Raw genomic sequence first — 19,199 nt, 5'->3', positions numbered from 1 at the left:
TTTCGGCGGCCATAGCGTGAGGGAAACGCCCGGTTACATTCCGAACCCGGAAGCTAAGCCTCACAGCGCCGATGGTACTGCAGGGGGGACCCTGTGGGAGAGTAGGACACCGCCGGACTTCTTTCGTGAAATGGCCACCCAATGTTGGGTGGCCTTTTCTCGTTTCCGGGACGAAAGGAACGTCGTGACTGAAGAAGACCGCCCGCGATCGGAGCGCAAGCCCCGTTACTCTGCTGCGGATTCCGGCGCACGGCGTCCGCGTCGCGACGGCGATGCTCGTCCGCCGCGTTCCAACGACGAGCGCCCGCGCCGGGAAGGCGATTCCCGTCCGCGTCGTGACGGCGATTCCCGCCCCCGTCGTGATGGTGACCGTCCGTCGTACCCGCGTCGCGATGGGGCGGGGGATGGTCGTCCCCGTCGTGACGGTGATTCGCGTCCCCGTCGTGACGGTGATTCGCGCCCCCGTCGTGATGGTGACTCGCGTCCGCGTCGTGATGGTGACTCGCGTCCGCGTCGTGACGGTGATTCGCGTCCGCGTCGCGATGGTGACTCCCGCCCGCGCCGCGACGGCGACCGTCCGTCGTACCCGCGCCGTGATGGTGACGCGCGCCCGCGGCGCGACGACCGCGACGGGGCACGTTCATCGCGTCCGCCGCAGGGGTCCGAGCGTCGCGACATCCCGCGCGGCCCCGAGATCCCCGAGACCGTCACGGCTCGCGATCTGCCGGGCGCTGCGCGCAACGAACTGAAGACTCTGAGCAAAGAGAACGCGGAGCAGGTGGCCCGCCACCTCGCCATGGTCGCCCAGCTGATCGACGACGACCCCGCGCTCGCGCACGAGCACGCCCTCGCGGCTTCACGTCGTGCCGGACGCGTCGGGGTCGTGCGCGAGACCGTCGCCATCACCGCCTATGCGACAGGGGACTACGCCCTCGCCCTGCGGGAGCTCCGCACGTACCGACGGATCTCCGGCAGTGACGACCAGATCGCGATGATGGTCGACAGTGAGCGCGGTGTCGGTCGCCCCGACCGGGCGCTCGAGGTCGGTCGAGCGGTCGACCGGTCGACGCTTCCGATCGAGGTTCGCGTCGAGCTCGCGATCGCGATGTCGGGGGCACGGCTCGACCTCGGTGAGACCGAGCGCGCGCTGCAAGAACTCGACATCCCCGAGCTCGACCCCGACCGCGCGTTCTCGTGGAGCCCCGCCCTGTTCGCCGCCCGTGCGGCCGTGCTCGAGGATCTCGGCCGCTCCGAGGAGGCCGCGCTCTGGCAGCGGCGCGCCCTCGTCGCCGAGGAAGCCCTCGGCGCGACTGATGCGGACCGTGAACTGATCGTGGTCGACGACATCGACGAGGACGCCGCGCTCGAAAGCGAGGCGCCGGCGGAAGGCAAGACGGAGGAGCGCGGCTGATGGGCCTGTTCTCCCGGGCATCGTCGACACCGCTCGACGGTGTGGATGCCGTCCTGGCCGACCTCGACGGTGTCGTCTATGCCGGTCCGGGCGCCCTGCCGCACGCGATCGAGAGCCTCAACCGCGCGGGGGAGACCCGCCGGCTCGGGTACATCACCAACAACGCGTCCCGGCGCGACTCGGTGGTCGCCGACCATCTGCGGGAACTCGGCCTGACGGCGACGCGCCCCGAGGACGTCATCACGAGCCCGCAGGCAGCGATGCGCCTCCTTCGCGAACGTGTTCCCGTCGGGGCGACGATCCTCGTCGTGGGCGGCGATGGACTGGTCCACGAACTCGAGAAGGCGGGCTACGTCCCCACCCGATCGGCCGACGACGGTCCGGCGGCCGTCGTGCAGGGATTCGCACCCGAGGTCGGCTGGGCGCAGCTCGCCGAAGCCGCCTATGCGCTGGCGACTCCGGAAGACGAGGGCGGCATCCCCTGGATCGCCACGAACACCGACTGGACCATTCCGCAGGCGCGGGGGATCGCGCCGGGGAACGGCACACTGGTGTCCGCCGTGCACACGGCGGTCGGACGTCTCGCGACCGTCGCCGGCAAGCCCGAGCGACCCATCTTCGATGAGGCCGTCGCGCGTTTCGGCGCTTCCCAGCCGCTCTTCATCGGTGACCGACTCGACACCGACATCGCCGGGGCCCAGGCGGCGGGCATCCGGTCGGTGCTGGTGCTGACGGGTATCGATCGGCCCAAGCACGTGCTGGCGGCGCCCGCCAACTCGCGCCCGACTTACATCGTGAGCGACCTGCGCGAGCTCCACGAGCCCTACCCCGAGGTCAGGACGAAGGGCGACGTGACGACCGTCGGCAACGCGTCGGTCCGCATCGACGGCGCCGACATCGTCATCGTCTCGGCAGGCGACCGGCCGATCGATCTGGTCCGGGCGGGCGCGGCCGCGATCTGGGCGACGGGTCGCGCGATCTACGGATTCCGGGTTCCCGAGGCTCTCTACGCGGATCCCTTCCACCGTCCCTGACCCCGCGTATCGTGGGATCCATGTCGATGGATGGTGCCGACCCGGGCGAACACGAGCCCACCGCCGCGGACAGCGCGACGCCGAGCATCGCCGAGCAATGGCGCGACGACCTGCTGTCGTCGCTCGACGTCATCGAAGACCAGCCCCTGAGCGAGCGTGCCGCGTCGTACGCGGCGCTGCACGATGAGCTCGCGCGCCGCCTCGACTCCGGTCCGACCGGCGCCGCGTGAGCACCCGACTCGATGCGGCCGTCGCCGCCCGGGGTCTGGCGCGCTCACGCAGCCACGCCGCAACACTGATCGCGGAGGGACTCGTCTCCGTCGACGGGCGCACCGTCGTGAAGGCATCCCATCCGGTGGCCGACACCGCGACCCTCGTCGTGGCCGGCGCCGACCACTACGTGAGCCGCGCCGCCCATAAGCTGATCGCCGGACTCGATGCGTTCGGTATCGCCGTCGCCTCGCGGAGCGCACTCGACATGGGCGCCTCGACCGGCGGCTTCACCCAGGTGCTCCGCGAGCGCGGCGCTCGGCCGGTCGTCGCCGTCGACGTCGGTCACGGTCAGCTCGCGCCGAGCATCGCCGCGGACGACGACGTCATCGCGGTCGAGGGCTTCAACGTCCGCGACCTCTCGCCCGAGACGCTCGCCGGGCTCGTCGGCACCCCGTTCGAGCCGCAGGTCATCACCGGCGACCTCTCCTTCATCTCCCTCGAGCACGTCCTGCCCGCCGTCGTCTCGGTCTGCTCGCCGGGAACGGATGTCGTCCTGCTCGTGAAGCCGCAGTTCGAGGTCGGGCGGACCGCCGTCAAGGGCGGGCTGGTCACCGATCCGGCGCTGCGGGCGGATGCCGTGATGGGTGTGCTGTGGTCGGCGTGGGACGCCGGACTCGCCACCCACGGGGTGATCGCCTCGCCGCTGGTCGGTACCCACGGCAATCAGGAGTACGTCGTCCATCTGTGCATCCGCGCTGGTGAGGCGGGCAATCCGACACAATGGATACACACGGTGGACGAACTGGCGGGAGCCCGATGATCGACGCGATGCGCAACATCCTCGTCGTCGCCCACGCGCGCCGTCCCGACACCGTCGCTGCGGCGCAACGCGTCCTGAACGCGCTGTCCGGCGCGGGGGCGCGTCCCGTGCTGGCGGCCGATGACCGCGCCGAGCTCGTCGAGGCGCTGGGCGAGCTTCCCGGTGTCCTCACGCTCGACCTCGACGTGAGCGTCGCCGAGCTCGAACTGGCGATCGTCCTGGGCGGCGACGGCACGATCCTGCGCGCCGTCGACCTCGTCCGGGGCGGCACCGCTCCCGTCCTGGGGATCAACATGGGCCACGTCGGGTTCCTCGCCGAGATCGAGGCCGACGACATGGACGATGCCGTCCGGCGGGTCATCGACCGCGACTACGACGTGGAGGAGCGAATGGCGCTCTCGGTTCGCGTCAAGGACGGCTCCGGCGACGTCGTCTACGAGACGTGGGCGCTGAACGAGGCGACCGTCGAGAAGGCCAGCCGCGAACGGATGCTCGAGGTCGTCCTCGAGGTCGACCGGCGTCCGCTCTCGGCCTTCGGCTGCGACGGAGTGGTGATCGCGACTCCGACCGGGTCGACGGCGTACAACTTCTCCGCCGGCGGTCCCGTGATCTGGCCGGACGTCGAGGCGGTCGCGGTGGTGCCGCTCTCCGCGCACGCGCTGTTCGCACGCCCGCTCGTGATCAGCCCGGAAGCATCCGTCGCGATCGAGGTCGGCGCGGGTACGAACGGCACCGGCATCCTCTGGGCCGACGGACGCCGCTCGCAGGAGCTGCCTCCCGGAGCCCGCGTCGTCGTGCGCCGTTCGAAGACCCCGGTTCGCCTGGCCCGGCTGCATCCGGCCGCCTTCACCGACCGGCTCGTCCGGAAGTTCCGGTTGCCGGTGGTCGGGTGGCGTGGTCCCAGTCTCGAGCAGCGGGAGGGCGCCTCGTGATCGAAGAGATGCGCCTGCGCGGCCTCGGTGTCATCGCCGAGGCGACGCTGCCGATGGGCCCCGGGTTCACCGCGATCACGGGCGAGACGGGCGCGGGCAAGACCATGGTCGTCACCGGACTCGGGCTGCTGCTCGGCCAGCGGGCCGACTCGGGCGCCGTGCGTGCGGGCGCGCCGCAGGCATCGGTCGACGGCGTCTGGATCATCGACGAGAGCGGACCCGTCGCCGAACGCGTCCGCGAAGCCGGGGGAGACGTCGAGCCGATCGGCGGAGGCCGCTCCGAGCTGTATCTGGGACGCGTGCTGTCGAGCGAAGGTCGTAGTCGCGCCAGCGTGGGCGGGCGTCCCGCGCCGGCGGCCGTACTCGCCGAGCTCGCCGAACAGCTCATCGTCGTCCATGGGCAGTCCGACCAGCTGCGGCTGAAGTCGGCCACCGCCCAGCGCGACGCACTTGACCGCTTCGGCGGCCCCGAGATCACCACGGCGCGCGACCGCTACCGCGCGGCGTTCGACGCCTGGCGTGCCGTCGACGCAGAACTGACGCAGCTCGACGCCGATCGCGACGCGCGCCGCCGCGAGGCCGACGACCTGCGCGCGCGCATCGCCGACATCGAGGCCGTCGCCCCGCAGCCGGGGGAGGACGCGGCGCTCGCCGAGCGGGCCGAGAAGCTCGCCAACGTCGAAGAGCTGCGTGCCGCCGCTGCGACGGCGCACGACGCGCTCTCGAACGACGACGAGCTGCCCGACGCGGTGTCTCTGCTCGCCGAGGCCCGGCGCGCGATCGAGCGCTCGGCGGCGAGCGACACGGCCCTCGCCGCTTTCGTCGAGCCGCTGGCCGACCTCGGCTACCGCGCCGCCGACCTCGTGACAGGCCTGAGCGCGTACCTCGCCGATCTCGACGAGAGCGGGCCGCAGGAGCTCGCGGCCGTCGAGGAGCGGCGCGCCGCGCTCGGCGGTCTGCTGCGCGTGCACGGCACCCTCGACGAAGCACTCGCGCTGCTCGAGAGCGGGTCCGCACGGCTCATGGAGCTCGACGACGACGGCGACCGCATCGAGCGCCTGCGCGCTCAGCGCGACGAGCTCGCTGACGCGCTGGATGCCGCCGCCGCCGAGCTGACCGCGGCCCGTACCGCCGCCGCGGAGCGACTCGGTGCCGCGGTCACGGCGGAGCTCCGCGAACTCGCCCTGCCCGACGCGCGCCTGGTCGTCACGGTCGAGCCCGGCACGCCATCGGTCTCGGGGCGCGACGACGTCACGATCCTGCTCGCGCCGCACCCCGGCGCCGAGCCCCGTCCGGTCGCCAAGGGCGCCTCGGGCGGTGAGCTCAGCCGGGTCATGCTCGCGATCGAGGTCGTGATCGCGGGAACCGACCCCGTGCCGACGTTCGTGTTCGACGAAGTGGATGCCGGAATCGGCGGCGCCGCCGCGATCGAGGTCGGGCGCCGGCTCGCCCGGCTCGCCGAGACGAGCCAGGTGATCGTCGTGACCCACCTCGCCCAGGTGGCCGCTTTCGCGACGAACCACCTGACCGTCGTGAAGTCGAACGACGGCTCGGTGACCGCGTCGAGTGTCCGGCGGCTGGAGGGCGGCGACCGCGAGGCCGAGATGGCGCGTCTGCTGTCAGGCCTGCCGGATTCGGGGGCCGCGATCGAGCACGCCCGAGAACTGCTGAACCTCTCGCGTTCCTGACTGATAGAATAGAAGCCCGTGACGGACACTCATCGCGCGGCCTCTTCCCAGAACACCACCAAGCAGATCTTCGTGACCGGTGGTGTGGTCTCTTCTCTCGGTAAGGGACTGACCGCCGCGAGTCTCGGCAACCTTCTCACCGCACGCGGTCTTCGCGTCGTGATGCAGAAGCTCGACCCCTATCTGAACGTCGACCCGGGCACGATGAACCCGTTCCAGCACGGTGAGGTCTTCGTGACCGATGACGGCGCCGAGACCGATCTCGACATCGGACACTACGAGCGGTTCCTCGACATCGAGCTGAGCCAGGCGGCGAACGTCACGACCGGTCAGATCTATTCGCAGGTCATCGCCAAGGAGCGCCGCGGCGAGTACCTCGGCGACACCGTCCAGGTCATCCCGCACATCACCGACGAGATCAAGCGCCGGATGCGGCTGCAGGCGACCGAGGAGCCCCGCCCCGACGTCATCATCACCGAGGTCGGCGGCACCGTCGGCGACATCGAGTCGCAGCCGTTCCTCGAAGCGGCCCGTCAGCTGCGCCACGAGCTCGGCCGCGACAACGTGTTCTTCGTGCACGTCTCGCTCGTGCCGTTCATGGGCGCCTCGGGCGAGCAGAAGACGAAGCCGACGCAGCACTCCGTCGCGGCCCTCCGCCAGGTCGGCATCCAGCCCGACGCCCTCGTGCTGCGCAGCGACCGCCCCGTCAGCGAGAGCAACCGCAACAAGATCGCGCTCATGTGCGATGTCGACGTCGAGGGCGTCGTGAACACCGTCGACCTGCCGAGCATCTACGACATCCCCTCGACCCTGAACGATCAGGGTCTCGACGCGTACATCACGCGCCGGCTCGGGCTGGCCGAGAAGGCCGACGACGTCGACTGGACCCGGTGGAGCAAGGTGCTCGACGCCGTCCACAACCCCAAGCACGAGGTCACGATCGGTCTCGTCGGCAAGTACATCGATCTTCCCGACGCGTACCTCTCGGTCACCGAGGCGCTGAAGGCCGGCGGCTTCGCGCAGGAGACCAAGGTCAACGTCACCTGGATCCCCTCCGATCTGTGCGAGACCCCCGAGGGCGCCGAGAAGGCGCTCGCGAGCGTCGACGGCATCGTCGTGCCCGGCGGCTTCGGCATCCGCGGCATCGAGGGCAAGCTCGGCGCGCTGAAGTTCGCGCGCGAGCAGGGCATCCCGACCCTCGGCATCTGCCTGGGGCTGCAGTGCATGGTGATCGAGTACGCCCGCAACATGGCGGGCCTCGCCGGTGCGTCGTCGAGCGAGTTCGACCCGGAGACCGAGTTCCCCGTCATCGCGACGATGGCCGAGCAGGTCGACATCATCGCCGGCGGCGACCTCGGCGGCACGATGCGCCTGGGCCTGTACGAGGCCGACCTCGCCGAGGGCTCGCTCGCGGCCGAGGTGTATGGGGCGACGAAGGCCTCCGAGCGCCACCGCCACCGCTACGAGGTGAACAACCGGTACCGCGACCAGATCGCCGAGGCCGGCCTGGTCTTCTCGGGCCTGTCACCCGACCGCAACCTCGTCGAGTACGTCGAGCTGCCGCGCGACGTGCACCCGTACTACATCGCGACGCAGGCCCACCCTGAGCTCCGGTCGCGTCCGACCGAGGCGAACCCGCTGTTCCGTGGGCTGGTCGCCGCCGCCCTCGACCGGCACCGCGCGAGCGAGCTGTTCGAGGTCGAGGATGCCTGAGCTGCGCGACGAGCCCGTCGAGCCCGAGGTCATCTCGAGCGAGCTGGTGTACTCGGGGCGCGTCTGGGACGTGCGGAGCGAGACGGTGCGTTTCGGTGACGGGGAGATCACGCGCCAGTTCGTGGACCACCCCGGTGCGGCCGCGGTCGTCGCGATCGACGACGAAGAGCGCGTCGTGCTGATCCAGCAGTACCGGCATCCGATCCGTCATCGCGACTGGGAGATCCCCGCGGGGCTGCTCGACGTCGCCGGCGAGCCCCCGATCGAGACCGCGCGGCGGGAACTCGCCGAGGAGGTCGACCTGGTGGCGGCGTCGCTCGAGCCGCTCGTCAGCATCTTCACGACGCCCGGGGGCAACGACGAGGTCATCCACGTCTTCCTCGCGCGCGGCCTCAGTCCGGCGCCGAGCGCGTACGAGCGCGAGGACGAGGAAGCCGACATGCGCGTCGAGCGCGTACCGCTCACGGAGGTCGTCGACGGCGTGCTCGCGGGACGGTTCCGCAACGGCATCCTGGCGACGGGCGTGCTGGCGGCAGCCGAACGGCTGCGCCGGGGCTGACGGACGTGCGGCTCGACCGCGCTGTCGCGGCGTACCTGCGCCACATCTCGGTCGAGCGCGGGCTGTCGGCGCACACCGTCGCGGCCTACCGGCGCGATCTCGACGCGTACACCGCGTGGCTCGCCGAGCAGGGGATCGGTGACACGTCCGCGATCACGGCTGAGGTCGTGACCCGGTTCGCCGAGGAAGCGGCATCCGCCGACCCGCCGCCGGCGGCCACGTCGCTGGCGCGGCTGCAGTCGTCGCTGCGCGGGTGGCACCGCTTCCTCGCCCGTGAAGGCATCGTCGATGCCGATCCCACGCAGCGGCTGCGCCCGCCCAAGACGCCGCGGCGCCTGCCGAAAGCTCTGACGATCGACCAGGTCGAGAGTCTGCTCGACGCGGCGGGTCCCGCTCCGGGCGATGTCGCCGCGACCGACATCGCCGCGCTGCGGGATCGAGCGCTGCTCGAGCTGCTGTACGCGACGGGCGCGCGCGTGTCCGAGATCGTGCAGCTGGATGTCGACGACCTCGCCCTCGGCGACGTGCTGCGCGTTCGCGGCAAGGGCGCGAAGGAGCGGATCGTCCCGGTCGGCTCGTACGCGCGCGCCGCCGTCGAGGCTTATCTGGCGCGCGCCCGGCCGGAGCTCTCCCGGCGCGGACGCGCGACGCCCCGACTCTTCCTCGGGGTACGCGGTGCTCCGCTGTCGCGGCAGAGCGCGTGGCTGATCATCCAGCAGGCGGCCGAGCGCGCGGAACTGACGGCGCATGTGTCGCCGCACACCCTGCGGCACTCGTTCGCGACGCACCTGCTGCAGGGCGGGGCCGACGTCCGCGTCGTGCAGGAGCTGCTCGGGCACGCCTCGGTCGCCACCACCCAGATCTACACGCACGTCACGGTCGACGCGTTGCGGGAGATCTACGCCACGTCGCATCCTCGCGCGCGCTGAGACGGGGTACAAGCGGACGGCGTCGCAGCCCCGGCACGGCAGGATAGGGGCATGAGCAGCGGCGCACCCCGGGACGACGCCGGCGCCGCCCCGTTCGGCACCGAGGCGCTCACGACGCCGCTCCCCGAGCCCGGCGACGAGGGGCTCCGTGGCGAAGCGGGCCGGCGCGCCTCATGGCTGGTCGCCGTGCGGGCGGTGTTCGTCTCGGCGGTGCTGGTGCTCGGGGTGGGCCTGCTCGCGTTGCTCTTCGTCCTCTTCATCCAATCGATGGCAGGCGGCTCGGGCCTGTCGTGGTCGAACATCGTGATCGCGGCGGTGATGATGCTGCCACTCGCGGTGAGTCGCTTCGGCGGGATGCGTCGCGCCCGGCAGGAGGCCGATGCCGCGTTGTACCGTCTGGAAGGGTTCGCGACCGCGAACCGGCTCGGTCTGCGCCACCGCGAGGACGACCCGCAGGAGAGTGCGACCGTCTTCGGCCTCGGCAAGCGCCGGATGGCGACCGCTGTCGTGACGGGGAGCGAGCCGCGCCCGTTCCGGTCGGCGGACTACGCTTTCGACACCTGGATCGGCCGCTATCGGATGCCGCACTCGCTGACGTATCTCCGCGTAGGCCTCGCCGCCGAGCTGCCGCGGGCGAGCCTGGTCGCGGTGCACGCGCCGGGCGCGCCCTCCTGGCGTCCGCCCCTCGGGCAGGAGCGGATCGAGATCGGTGGCGGGTTCGACGAGCACTTCGGCGTCTGGTGCGCGCCCGCCGACGGCGACCGTGTTCGCCGGATGCTCACGCCGTCCGTGCGCTCCGGCCTGGCGGCGGTCGCGCCCGACGTCGACGTCGAGACCGTCGGCCGACACGTGTACTTCCTCTCGCGTGGCGCGCTGGCGCGCTGGACCGCCCCGTTCTGGCGCTGGACCGAGGACCTGCTCGCGATCGCCGCGCGTATCGAGGATGCCGCGGCCGCTCACCCGGAGCCGTCGCCGGGCGGCGCGCTGCGCAGCACCGACGCGGAACGGGCCGAGACGCGAGCGCACCTGTTCACCCGGCCCGCGGTCGGTCGCCCCGTCGCCATCGGCTGCCTGCTGCCCCTCGTCTTCGGGGTCGTCGCCGGTCTCCTCACCGCCACCTGGCGCTGAAGCTCGGGCGGCGCTCGCGGCATCCGGTCGAACCCGCTTTTTCCCGGCACGGGGCGGCCGCGGGCGCGGTACCGGCGCCGCAGGATGACAGCATGCCCACCGCAGCATCCGCCGCCGTTTCGGAGAACAGGCGCGGCATCCGTCCCGGCCCCGCGCTCGCCGTCGTCTGGATCGTGGCGGGCGTCGCGGGCTGGATCGTGTCGTTCCTGCTCTACCACGAGTACATCGGCCAGCTCACCGGTGCCGACGCCCTCATCTCGTGCGACATCAGCCCGATCGTCACGTGCGGCCCCAACCTGCTGAGCCCCGGCGGGAACCTGCTCGGGTTCAGCAACTCGATCATCGGGATCGTGCTCTTTCCGGGCGCCATCTACGCGGGAGTCTCCGGGCTCGCGGCGCCGGGCGGGCTGCGTCCCTGGTACTGGCGGGTGTACGCGGGGTTCATCGCGGCGGCGTTCGCGCTCGTCCACGTCTTCGCCTACCGCAGCGTGTTCGAGTACGGCTCGCTCTGCCCGTGGTGCATGGTCGTGTGGCTCGTGACGATCCCGCTGTTCTGGACGACTCTCGGGTGGACGCTGCGCGAGGGGGTCTGGGGCCGCGCGCCGCAACGCGTCGGCGCGCTGCTGCTGGCGTGGACACCCCTCGTCGTGGTCGTCGACTACCTGCTGATCGCCGTCGCCGCCCAGCTGCGGCTCGACGTGCTCGGGAGCCTGTGACCCGGAGGCGTTGCGGAGATACGTTCGTCGGATCGGCGGTGCTGGTGTCGCCTCGGGCGTCGGCCCAGGCCACTTCTGCCCCGCGCGTCCGACGAACGTATCGGCTCACGCCGGGTGCCTGTGCGAGAATCGATCGCACGCTACGGAAAGCAGGAGTCTCGGTGACGGACAAGTCGCGGAAGGCCGGGAAGGCCCCCACGGAGGACACCCCGATCGGACCCACCGGTCGGCCATACCGAGGTTTCCCGACCCCGCCGAAGCTCGATGGTCACGGCCCGGCCCGCATCATCGCCCTCTGCAACCAGAAGGGCGGCGTCGGCAAGACCACGACGACGATCAACCTCGCCGCCGCGCTCGCCGAGTACGGTCGCAAGGTGCTCGCCGTCGACTTCGACCCGCAGGGGGCGCTGTCGGCGGGCCTCGGAATCGCGACGCACGACGTGCCGACGATCTACGACCTGCTGCTCGACACCAAGCGCGACCCTCACGAGGTCATCGTCGAGACGTCTGTGCCCGGGCTCGACGTCATCCCCGCGAACATCGACCTCTCGGCGGCCGAGGTGCACCTCGTCAACGAGGTCGCCCGCGAGACGATCCTGGCGCGCGTGCTGCGCGGGGTCTCGTCCGAGTACGACGTCATCCTCGTCGACTGCCAGCCCTCGCTCGGGCTGCTCACGGTCAACGCGCTGACAGCGAGCCACGGCGTGCTCATCCCGCTCGAGTGCGAGTTCTTCGCGCTGCGCGGCGTCGCGCTGCTGATCGAGACGATCGACAAGGTGCGCGACCGGCTGAACCCGTCCATCGAGCTCGACGGCGTCCTCGCCACGATGTACGACCCGCGCACCCTCCACTCGCGCGAGGTGCTCGAACGCGTCGTGGAGGCCTTCGGCGACGACGTGCTCGAGACGGTCATCGGGCGCACCGTGAAGTTCCCCGATGCGTCGGTCGCGGGGGTCCCGATCATCACCTTCGCGCCGGAGCATCAGGCCGCGCAGGCCTACCTGCGTCTCGCGCGGGAGCTCGTCGCCCGTGGCGCCGTCGCCTGACGGGATCGTCGATGCGGCCGGGCCGGCCGAACCCGACGCGGGCGATCCGAACGGTCCGGGCTTCCGGGTCTCGCTGACGAACTTCGACGGCCCCTTCGACCTGCTGCTGAACCTCATCGGCAAGCACGAGCTCGACATCACCGAGGTGTCGCTCAGCAAGGTCACCGATGAGTTCATCGGCTACCTGCGCGGGCTCGAGCCCGCAGAGCTCGACGCCGCCTCGGAGTTCCTCGTCGTCGCCGCGACGCTGCTGGACATGAAGGTCGCCGGGCTCCTGCCGCAGGGCGAGCTCATCGACGCCGAGTCGGTGGCGCTGCTCGAAGCGCGCGACCTGCTGTTCGCCCGTCTGCTGCAGTACCGCGCGTTCAAGCAGGTCGCCGGCTGGTTCGCCGAGCGGGTCGTCGCCGAGGACCGTCGTCACACCCGGTCGGTTCGCCTCGACGAGAAGTACCGCGCGGCCGCGCCGGAGCTCGTGTGGACGCTGACCCCCGACGACTTCGCGGCACTGGCGATGCTCGCGTTCGCTCCGAAGGAGATCCCCGTCGTGGGGCTCGACCACCTGCACGCTCCGCTCGTGTCGATCCGCGAGCAGGCGGCCATCGTCGTGACGCTGCTGCGCGGCGCGGGTACCCTGAACTTCCGTGAACTCGTCGCCGGGGTCGCGCAGCCCGGCGTCGTCGTGGCCCGTTTCCTCGCCGTGCTCGAGCTCTACCGTCACGCGGCGCTGTCGTTCGAGCAGCTCGAGCCGCTCGGCGAGCTGACGCTGCGCTGGACCGCGGAGCGCTGGTCCGAGGAGAACCTCGCCACCCTGGGAGCCGACTATGACCGATGACCCGACACCGACCGTGGCCAACCCGATCGCGGACGTCGCGCGGCGGCTCGAGGCGGTTCTGCTGATCGTCGACGAGCCGCAGAGCCTCGTCTCCCTCGCCGCCGCCGTCGGGGCACCCGTCGCAGCCGTGCGGCAGGCGGTCGCCGGGCTCGTCGCCGATTACGACGGCGAGACGGGTGGGCCGCGTCGCGGCTTCGAGCTGCGCGAAGTGGGCGGCGGGTGGCGGATGTACGTGCGAGCGGAGCACGACGCCCTCGTGAGCGAGTTCGTCAACACGCAGGCGCCGTCGCGGCTCTCGCAGGCAGCCCTCGAGACCCTCGCGGTCATCGCGTACAAGCAGCCGGTGTCGCGCAGTCAGGTGGCGTCGATCCGCGCCGTCAACGTCGACTCGGTCGTGCGCACCCTGCTCTCGCGCGGGTTGGTGACAGAGGTCGGTCACGACCCCGAGACCGGTGCCATCCTGTACGGCACGACCGACGCGCTGCTGGTCAACCTCGGCATCAACTCGCTCGACGAGCTGCCGCCCATTTCGCCGTTGCTCGACGACGGCACCGACGGTTTCGAAGGAGAGGCGACCCGATGACGGATGCCGAAGGAGTACGCCTACAGAAGGTCCTCGCCAATGCCGGGGTGGCGTCGCGCCGCGTGTGCGAGCAGCTGATCGTCGAGGGGCGCGTCCGGGTCAACGGAGCCGTCGTGACCGAGCTCGGCAGCCGCATCGACCCGGCTGCCGACAGGGTCGACGTCGACGGCACGGCCGTGCAGCTCGACACGACGAAGCGCTACGTCATGCTCAACAAGCCGACGGGTGTCGTCAGCTCGATGAAGGACGAGAAGGGCCGCGCCGACCTGCGCCGGTTCACGAAGGACTGGGACGAGCGCCTGTACAACGTCGGCCGCCTGGATGCCGAGACCAGCGGTCTGCTCGTGCTCACGAACGACGGCGAGCTCGCCCACGTCCTGGCCCACCCCTCGTTCGGGGTGACGAAGGTGTACATCGCGAAGGTGCGCGGGCGCGTGGCCCCGCAAACGATCGCACGGCTGACCAAGGGCGTCGAGCTCGACGACGGCCCGATCGCGGCCGACAAGGCGCGGCTGCTCGACACGTCGGGTGAGACGAGCCTCGTCGAGCTGACGCTCCACTCGGGCCGCAATCGCATCGTGCGGCGCATGATGGCCGAGGTCGGGCATCCGGTTCTCGAGCTCGTGCGGCGACAGTTCGGGCCGCTTCACCTGGGAACCCTCCCGGCGGGACGCGCCCGGGAGTTGACTACAGTGGAACGCGGTGCGCTGCTGACGCTCTCGCGCAGCGCCGACGGTGCCCCCGAGCACCCGACTTCTCCGGAGAACCCGTGACCGATTCCTCGCTCGATCCCGTGCGCCCCGGCCGTGCCGCGCGCACGGCCGGCACCGTGCGCATCGTCGGCGCGGGCCTGCTCGGCTCGAGCATCGGTCACGCCTTGCGTCTGCTCGGCGTCGACGTCGTGCTCGACGACGCTTCGCCCGCTCAGCTGCGGCTCGCCGTCGACTACGGTGCGGGCCGGCTCGCGGCCCCGGACGACCGCCCCGTCCTCATCGTGGTCGCGGTGCCGCCCGACGTCACGGCGGATGTGATCGAGCGCGAGCTGCGCGCCCACCCCGGCGTCGTCGTGACGGATGTCGCGAGCGTCAAGCTCGAGCCCTACCTCGAGCTGCGCAAGCGCGGGGTCGACCTCACCCACTACATCGGCTCGCACCCGCTCGCCGGCCGCGAGCGGGGCGGCGCGATCTCGGCGCGCGCGGACATCTTCATCGGTCGCCCGTGGGTCGTGTGTCGTGACGATGAGACGCGCGCCTCCGATCTCGCGGTCGTCGAAGGGCTCGCGCTCGACCTCGGCGCGATGCCGCTCGAGATGACGCCGCAGGAGCACGACGAAGCCGTCGCCCTCACCTCGCACGTCCCGCAGCTGGTGGCGAGCCTCCTCGCCGGACGCTTCGTCGCGGCTCCCGAGGGATCCCTGCGCTTGACCGGTCAGGGCGTGCGCGACACGACGCGCATCGCGGCATCCGCTCCCGAACTGTGGGTGCAGATCCTGGGCGCGAACGCGGCCCCCGTCGTCGCCGTGCTCGATGAGCTGGCGGGCGACCTGCGTGCAGTGGCCGACGCGCTGCGCGACCCGGCGGCCCCCGGTGCCCGCCGCGCGCTCGCCGACACCATCCGTCGTGGCAATGAGGGCGTCGAGCGCCTGCCCGGTAAGCACGGCCAGAACCGCCGGTTCGAGCAGATCGTCGTGCGCGTCGACGACACCGCGGGTCAGCTCGGGCGCCTGTTCGGCGACCTCGGCGAGCTCGGGGTGAACATCGAGGACCTCCGCCTCGAGCACTCCCCGGGCGCGCAGTTCGGGCTGGCCGAGCTGAGCGTCGTCCCCAGCGCCGTCCATGAAGCCGTCGCCGGGCTCGAGAAGCGCGGCTGGAAGATCGCGAGCATCCCCCATGCCTGAGTCGTCTCCGGTGCCTGAATCGTTCCCGGTGACCGTCGCGATCGACGGTCCCGCCGGCAGCGGCAAGTCGAGCGTGTCGAAGCAGGCGGCCCGCGTGCTCGGCTACGGCTTCCTCGACACCGGCGCCGCCTACCGTGCGCTGGCGTGGCGCGTGCTCGAGCGCGATGACGACACCGCCGACGCGGACGCCGTGGTGCGCGCCCTCGACGGTTTCGACTACGCGATCTCGCTCGACCCCGATGACCACTGGGTCCGCGTCGGCGACGTCTTCGTCACCGATGAGATCCGCGAGCCCCGCGTCTCGGCGGCCGTCAGCGGCGTCGCACGCGTGCCCGAAGTGCGCGAGCGCGTTAACGTCCTGTTCCGGGCGCTCGTGGCGGCATCCGAATCGGCCGGTGTCATCGTCGAGGGGCGGGACATCACCACCGTGGTCTTCCCCGATGCGCCCGTGCGCATCCTGCTGACCGCCAGCCCCGAGGTGCGCGCCGCGCGCCGCAGCGCCGAGCTCACGGGGGAGGATGCCGCGGCTGTCGCCGAGGCGCTCCACCGGCGTGACGCGTCGGACTCGAAGGTCGTCGACTTCCTCACCGCGGCGCCCGGCGTCGTGGTGGTCGACTCGACCGAATTGGACTTCGATCGGACCGTGGACGCCGTCATCGACGTCGTTCGCACCGCGACAGGAGAGAACTGATGGCTACGACCGAAGACGAATATCAGGGCGGTCCCGACCAGCTCGAGGAGAAGCTCGCGAACCTCGACGAGGAGCTCGCCGACCAGCGGGCCGCCGCGCTGCGGGCGACCCTCGCCGACTACGAGCTCGATGATGAGGATGCTCACCTGCTCGCAGGCCTGACCGCGGGTGGCGAGGTCGTCGAGGTGCTCCCGGCGCTGCCGGTGGTCGCCATCGTCGGGCGTCCGAACGTCGGGAAGTCGGCGCTGGTCAACCGCATCCTGGGTCGGCGCGAAGCCGTCGTCGAGGACACCCCGGGTGTCACGCGTGACCGCGTCAGCTACAAGGCCGAGTGGATGGACCGCCGTTTCACCCTCGTCGACACCGGCGGGTGGGAGCCCGACGCCCGCGGCATCGACCGTTCGGTGGCCGCGCAGGCCGAGGTCGCGATCGACCTCGCGGATGTCGTGCTGTTCGTCGTCGACGCGATGGTCGGGGCCACCGCCACCGACGAGGCCGTCGTCCGTCTGCTGCGCAAGAGCGACAAGCCGGTCTTCCTCATCGCGAACAAGATCGATGACGCGCGCCAGGAGCCCGAGGCTGCGGCGCTGTGGAACCTCGGCTTGGGCGAGCCGCACCCCGTTTCGGCCATCCACGGGCGTGGAGTCGCGGATCTTCTCGACGAGATCATGAAGGTGCTCCCCGAGGTCTCGGCCGTCGCGAAGAACGAGCTGGGCGGACCCCGTCGCGTCGCGATCCTGGGGCGCCCGAACGTCGGCAAGTCGTCGCTGCTCAACAAGGCCGCGGGCGAGGAGCGCGTCGTCGTGAACGACCTCGCGGGCACGACCCGCGACCCCGTCGACGAGGTCGTCGAACTCGGCGGCAAGCTGTGGCGACTCGTCGACACGGCCGGCATCCGTCGACGGGTGCACCTGCAGCAGGGTGCGGACTTCTACGCGTCGCTGCGCACGTCAGCGGCCCTCGAGAAGGCCGAGGTCGCCGTCGTCGTGCTCGACGTGACCGAGTCGATCAGCGTGCAGGACCTCAACATCATCGACCTCGTGCTCGAGTCCGGTCGAGCGCTCGTGCTCGCGTTCAACAAGTGGGACCGCCTCAACGACGCCGACATGGACAACGCCGACCGTCGCCGCTACCTCGAGCGCGAGATCGAGCAGGACCTCGCGCACGTCACGTGGGCGCCGCGCGTCAACCTCTCGGCCCGTACCGGTCGTCACCTCGACAAGCTGGTTCCCGCTCTCGAGACCGCGCTGCAGTCGTGGGATCAGCGCATCCCGACGGGCAAGTTCAACGCGTTCCTCGCCGAGCTCGTCGCGGAGCACCCGCACCCGCTGCGCGGCGGCAAGCAGCCCCGCATCCTGTTCGGGACCCAGGCGTCGACGCGTCCGCCGACATTCGTGCTGTTCACGACCGGGTTCCTCGACCCGGGCTACCGCCGGTTCATCCAGCGACGGCTGCGCGAGATCTTCGGCTTCGAGGGCACGCCGATCGTGACGAACATGCGGGTGCGCGAGAAGCGCCAGCGCTGACGCCCGGCGCAGCACCCCGCGGCCGCTCGTGCTCAGAACGGTGGAGCCCCGGGCCGGGTGGATCCGTGGTCGTGAAGGCGACGAGGGGTGGTGGTGCGTCTTCGCGGTAGATCCGTCCGGTCGGTGATGTCCAGATCAGCCTTCCGCCGGGGAGTTGTCGTACTCGCCATCGGGTGTGGTGTTTGACGTCGTGATGGCGTTTGCAGAGGTTCGCCAAGTTGCACACGTGGGTGGCACCGCCGTCCGATGCGGCGATGGTGTGGTCGAGTTCGCAGCGGATGGCGGGTTGTCGGCATCCGGGGAACCGGCAGTGCCGGTCCCTCGCCCGCAGCAGCCGTACCATCGCGGCGGTGGGGCGGTAGCTGTCGCACTCGAGCACCGTCCCGGTGACCGGATCGGTCAGCAGCCGGTCCCAGGAGGTTGCGTTGCCCGCGAGTTCGCGTGCGGTGGCGGCGTCGATGGGCGAGCGCCCGGCCAAGTCAGCGGGCCCGTCGTCCTGACCCATCAGCGTGAGTGCGGACACGGCGACTTGCACGTGGGCCCGGATCGCTCCGAGCGTCCCGTCGCCGTCACCGGTGCCGGTGGGATCGAGGGCCGGCGACCCGGCGAGGAGCAGGTCGGAGAACACGTCCGCGCGGACCTGATCGATCGTGCGCGCATCGTCGACGAACGACGACCCGTCGCGAATCGTCGTGTCGGCATCGGGTAAAGCGCCGTTCGCGTCGGCTCGAGTGTCAGGCGTGCCAGGCACGTCAGCCTGGGCCCGCGCATTGATGATCTCCCGGGCCTGACGCGTCAGCCGGTCCACGATTCCGTCGGCGATCACGGTCGGCAGGGTCGCGATCAGGTCGGACATCCCGTCCGGCCCGGCCTGCACCCGCACGCACCGTCCCGCGGCGGCTTCTTCGTGCCGCTCGGTGAACGTCCGCGGGGGAATCCGCTCCGCCAGCATCCGCAACGCGTCGCGCACCCGGTTGGGTGTCTCGTCCTCACACCGTTCGACCGCGACGCGTTCGAACTCCGCTCGATCCGCCACGGGCACGATGCAGCCGATCTCCTGGATCACCCGCACATGCCCGCGGACGATTCGTCCGTCCTCCCACGCGGCCAGTGTTAGCGGGAAGTTGTCGACCAGATCGCGCGCCTCGTCGATGCGGCGCTGCAGCGTCCGGTCGGTCGCGACGAACACTCCGGCCAGTTCCGCGGCGATGCCCCGCAACGCCATCTCGCGCGCCTTGACCTTCTCCGATGCCCCAGCCGCCTGCTTCTCCGCGAGCACACCAGCCGCCGCGAGCACCCGAACCTCACGAATCTGCACCGCCCGCGCGGCATCCGATACGCCCTCGGCATCCGCGACGAGCTGAGCGAGGGCATCGACGTCACCGTCGCGGCCCATTCCGCCGCCGAGCCCATCATTCGAATACATGTTCGAATAGTGTCACGGGCCTCCGACATCGCGCCTCGACTATCCACAGGCAGCG

Annotated in this window: 20 protein-coding genes and 1 rRNA gene; 20 read left to right on the top strand and 1 reads right to left on the bottom strand. The window is 71.1% G+C overall.

Annotation, left to right across the window (positions count from 1 at the left end; translation table 11 throughout):
- The first annotated feature begins 1 nt into the window (after nucleotide 1).
- From rrf to der, 20 genes are all read left to right on the top strand, one after another.
- Nucleotides 2–118: ribosomal RNA gene (rrf, locus tag O1W71_RS11785) — 5S ribosomal RNA — on the top strand.
- Between the two features lie 217 nt (nucleotides 119–335).
- Entirely contained in the window at nucleotides 336–749 is a 414-nt protein-coding gene (locus O1W71_RS11780; RefSeq protein WP_269268026.1) for a hypothetical protein, read from the top strand.
- Between the two features lie 29 nt (nucleotides 750–778).
- Nucleotides 779–1,411, top strand: a complete 633-nt coding sequence (locus O1W71_RS11775) for a hypothetical protein (RefSeq protein WP_269268025.1) — start codon at nucleotides 779–781, stop codon at nucleotides 1,409–1,411.
- On the top strand, nucleotides 1,411–2,445 hold the full coding sequence (locus tag O1W71_RS11770; protein WP_269268024.1) for an HAD-IIA family hydrolase: 1,035 nt from the start codon (nucleotides 1,411–1,413) through the stop codon (nucleotides 2,443–2,445). The genes O1W71_RS11775 and O1W71_RS11770 overlap by 1 nt, the downstream gene beginning before the upstream one ends.
- Nucleotides 2,446–2,465: 20 nt before the next feature.
- Entirely contained in the window at nucleotides 2,466–2,675 is a 210-nt protein-coding gene (locus tag O1W71_RS11765) for a hypothetical protein (RefSeq protein ID WP_112617530.1), read from the top strand.
- Entirely contained in the window at nucleotides 2,672–3,478 is an 807-nt protein-coding gene (locus tag O1W71_RS11760) for a TlyA family RNA methyltransferase (RefSeq protein WP_269268023.1), read from the top strand. Before O1W71_RS11765 ends, O1W71_RS11760 begins: the two co-directional genes overlap by 4 nt.
- Nucleotides 3,479–3,486: 8 nt before the next feature.
- Complete coding sequence (locus O1W71_RS11755) at nucleotides 3,487–4,410, top strand: NAD kinase (protein WP_442924311.1); 924 nt, start codon at nucleotides 3,487–3,489, stop codon at nucleotides 4,408–4,410.
- Nucleotides 4,407–6,098, top strand: coding sequence for a DNA repair protein RecN (gene recN, locus O1W71_RS11750; protein ID WP_269268021.1), 1,692 nt, complete (start codon nucleotides 4,407–4,409; stop codon nucleotides 6,096–6,098). Before O1W71_RS11755 ends, recN begins: the two co-directional genes overlap by 4 nt.
- Before the next feature lie 18 nt (nucleotides 6,099–6,116).
- On the top strand, nucleotides 6,117–7,811 hold the full coding sequence (locus tag O1W71_RS11745; protein ID WP_094262415.1) for a CTP synthase: 1,695 nt from the start codon (nucleotides 6,117–6,119) through the stop codon (nucleotides 7,809–7,811).
- Complete coding sequence (locus tag O1W71_RS11740) at nucleotides 7,804–8,370, top strand: NUDIX domain-containing protein (RefSeq protein ID WP_269268019.1); 567 nt, start codon at nucleotides 7,804–7,806, stop codon at nucleotides 8,368–8,370. Before O1W71_RS11745 ends, O1W71_RS11740 begins: the two co-directional genes overlap by 8 nt.
- Nucleotides 8,371–8,375: 5 nt before the next feature.
- Nucleotides 8,376–9,299 carry a site-specific tyrosine recombinase XerD gene (gene xerD / locus O1W71_RS11735; RefSeq protein WP_269268018.1) on the top strand — a complete coding sequence of 308 codons (924 nt, stop codon included), beginning with the start codon at nucleotides 8,376–8,378 and terminating at the stop codon, nucleotides 9,297–9,299.
- 51 nt (nucleotides 9,300–9,350) lie between these two features.
- Nucleotides 9,351–10,427 carry a hypothetical protein gene (locus O1W71_RS11730; RefSeq protein ID WP_269268017.1) on the top strand — a complete coding sequence of 359 codons (1,077 nt, stop codon included), beginning with the start codon at nucleotides 9,351–9,353 and terminating at the stop codon, nucleotides 10,425–10,427.
- Nucleotides 10,428–10,519: 92 nt separating this feature from the next.
- Nucleotides 10,520–11,143 carry a vitamin K epoxide reductase family protein gene (locus O1W71_RS11725; RefSeq protein ID WP_269268016.1) on the top strand — a complete coding sequence of 208 codons (624 nt, stop codon included), beginning with the start codon at nucleotides 10,520–10,522 and terminating at the stop codon, nucleotides 11,141–11,143.
- Between the two features lie 161 nt (nucleotides 11,144–11,304).
- Complete coding sequence (locus O1W71_RS11720; RefSeq protein ID WP_094262410.1) at nucleotides 11,305–12,189, top strand: ParA family protein; 885 nt, start codon at nucleotides 11,305–11,307, stop codon at nucleotides 12,187–12,189.
- Nucleotides 12,173–13,021, top strand: a complete 849-nt coding sequence (locus tag O1W71_RS11715) for a segregation and condensation protein A (protein ID WP_269268015.1) — start codon at nucleotides 12,173–12,175, stop codon at nucleotides 13,019–13,021. The genes O1W71_RS11720 and O1W71_RS11715 overlap by 17 nt, the downstream gene beginning before the upstream one ends.
- Entirely contained in the window at nucleotides 13,011–13,604 is a 594-nt protein-coding gene (gene scpB / locus O1W71_RS11710) for an SMC-Scp complex subunit ScpB (protein WP_269268014.1), read from the top strand. Before O1W71_RS11715 ends, scpB begins: the two co-directional genes overlap by 11 nt.
- A complete protein-coding gene (locus O1W71_RS11705; protein WP_269268013.1) occupies nucleotides 13,601–14,377 on the top strand; it encodes a pseudouridine synthase in 777 nt (258 codons plus the stop codon). Before scpB ends, O1W71_RS11705 begins: the two co-directional genes overlap by 4 nt.
- A complete protein-coding gene (locus tag O1W71_RS11700) occupies nucleotides 14,374–15,501 on the top strand; it encodes a prephenate dehydrogenase (protein WP_269268012.1) in 1,128 nt (375 codons plus the stop codon). The genes O1W71_RS11705 and O1W71_RS11700 overlap by 4 nt, the downstream gene beginning before the upstream one ends.
- Nucleotides 15,494–16,192 carry a (d)CMP kinase gene (gene cmk / locus O1W71_RS11695; RefSeq protein WP_269268011.1) on the top strand — a complete coding sequence of 233 codons (699 nt, stop codon included), beginning with the start codon at nucleotides 15,494–15,496 and terminating at the stop codon, nucleotides 16,190–16,192. Before O1W71_RS11700 ends, cmk begins: the two co-directional genes overlap by 8 nt.
- The gene (der, locus tag O1W71_RS11690) at nucleotides 16,192–17,718 is read left to right on the top strand and encodes a ribosome biogenesis GTPase Der (protein ID WP_269268010.1); all 1,527 of its coding nucleotides are present in this window, start codon (nucleotides 16,192–16,194) and stop codon (nucleotides 17,716–17,718) included. Before cmk ends, der begins: the two co-directional genes overlap by 1 nt.
- Here der and O1W71_RS11685 read toward each other — a convergent pair.
- Complete coding sequence (locus O1W71_RS11685) at nucleotides 17,630–19,144, bottom strand: HNH endonuclease signature motif containing protein (RefSeq protein WP_269268009.1); 1,515 nt, start codon at nucleotides 19,142–19,144, stop codon at nucleotides 17,630–17,632. The genes der and O1W71_RS11685 overlap by 89 nt on opposite strands.
- Nucleotides 19,145–19,199: the final 55 nt, after the last annotated feature.

Origin of the sequence: Microbacterium sp. H37-C3 (assembly GCF_027157935.1) — a bacterium.
Taxonomy (GTDB): Bacteria; Actinomycetota; Actinomycetes; order Actinomycetales; family Microbacteriaceae; genus Microbacterium; species Microbacterium plantarum.
Note: the sequence above shows the minus strand (reverse complement) of the source record. Positions and strands in the feature narration are given on the sequence as shown.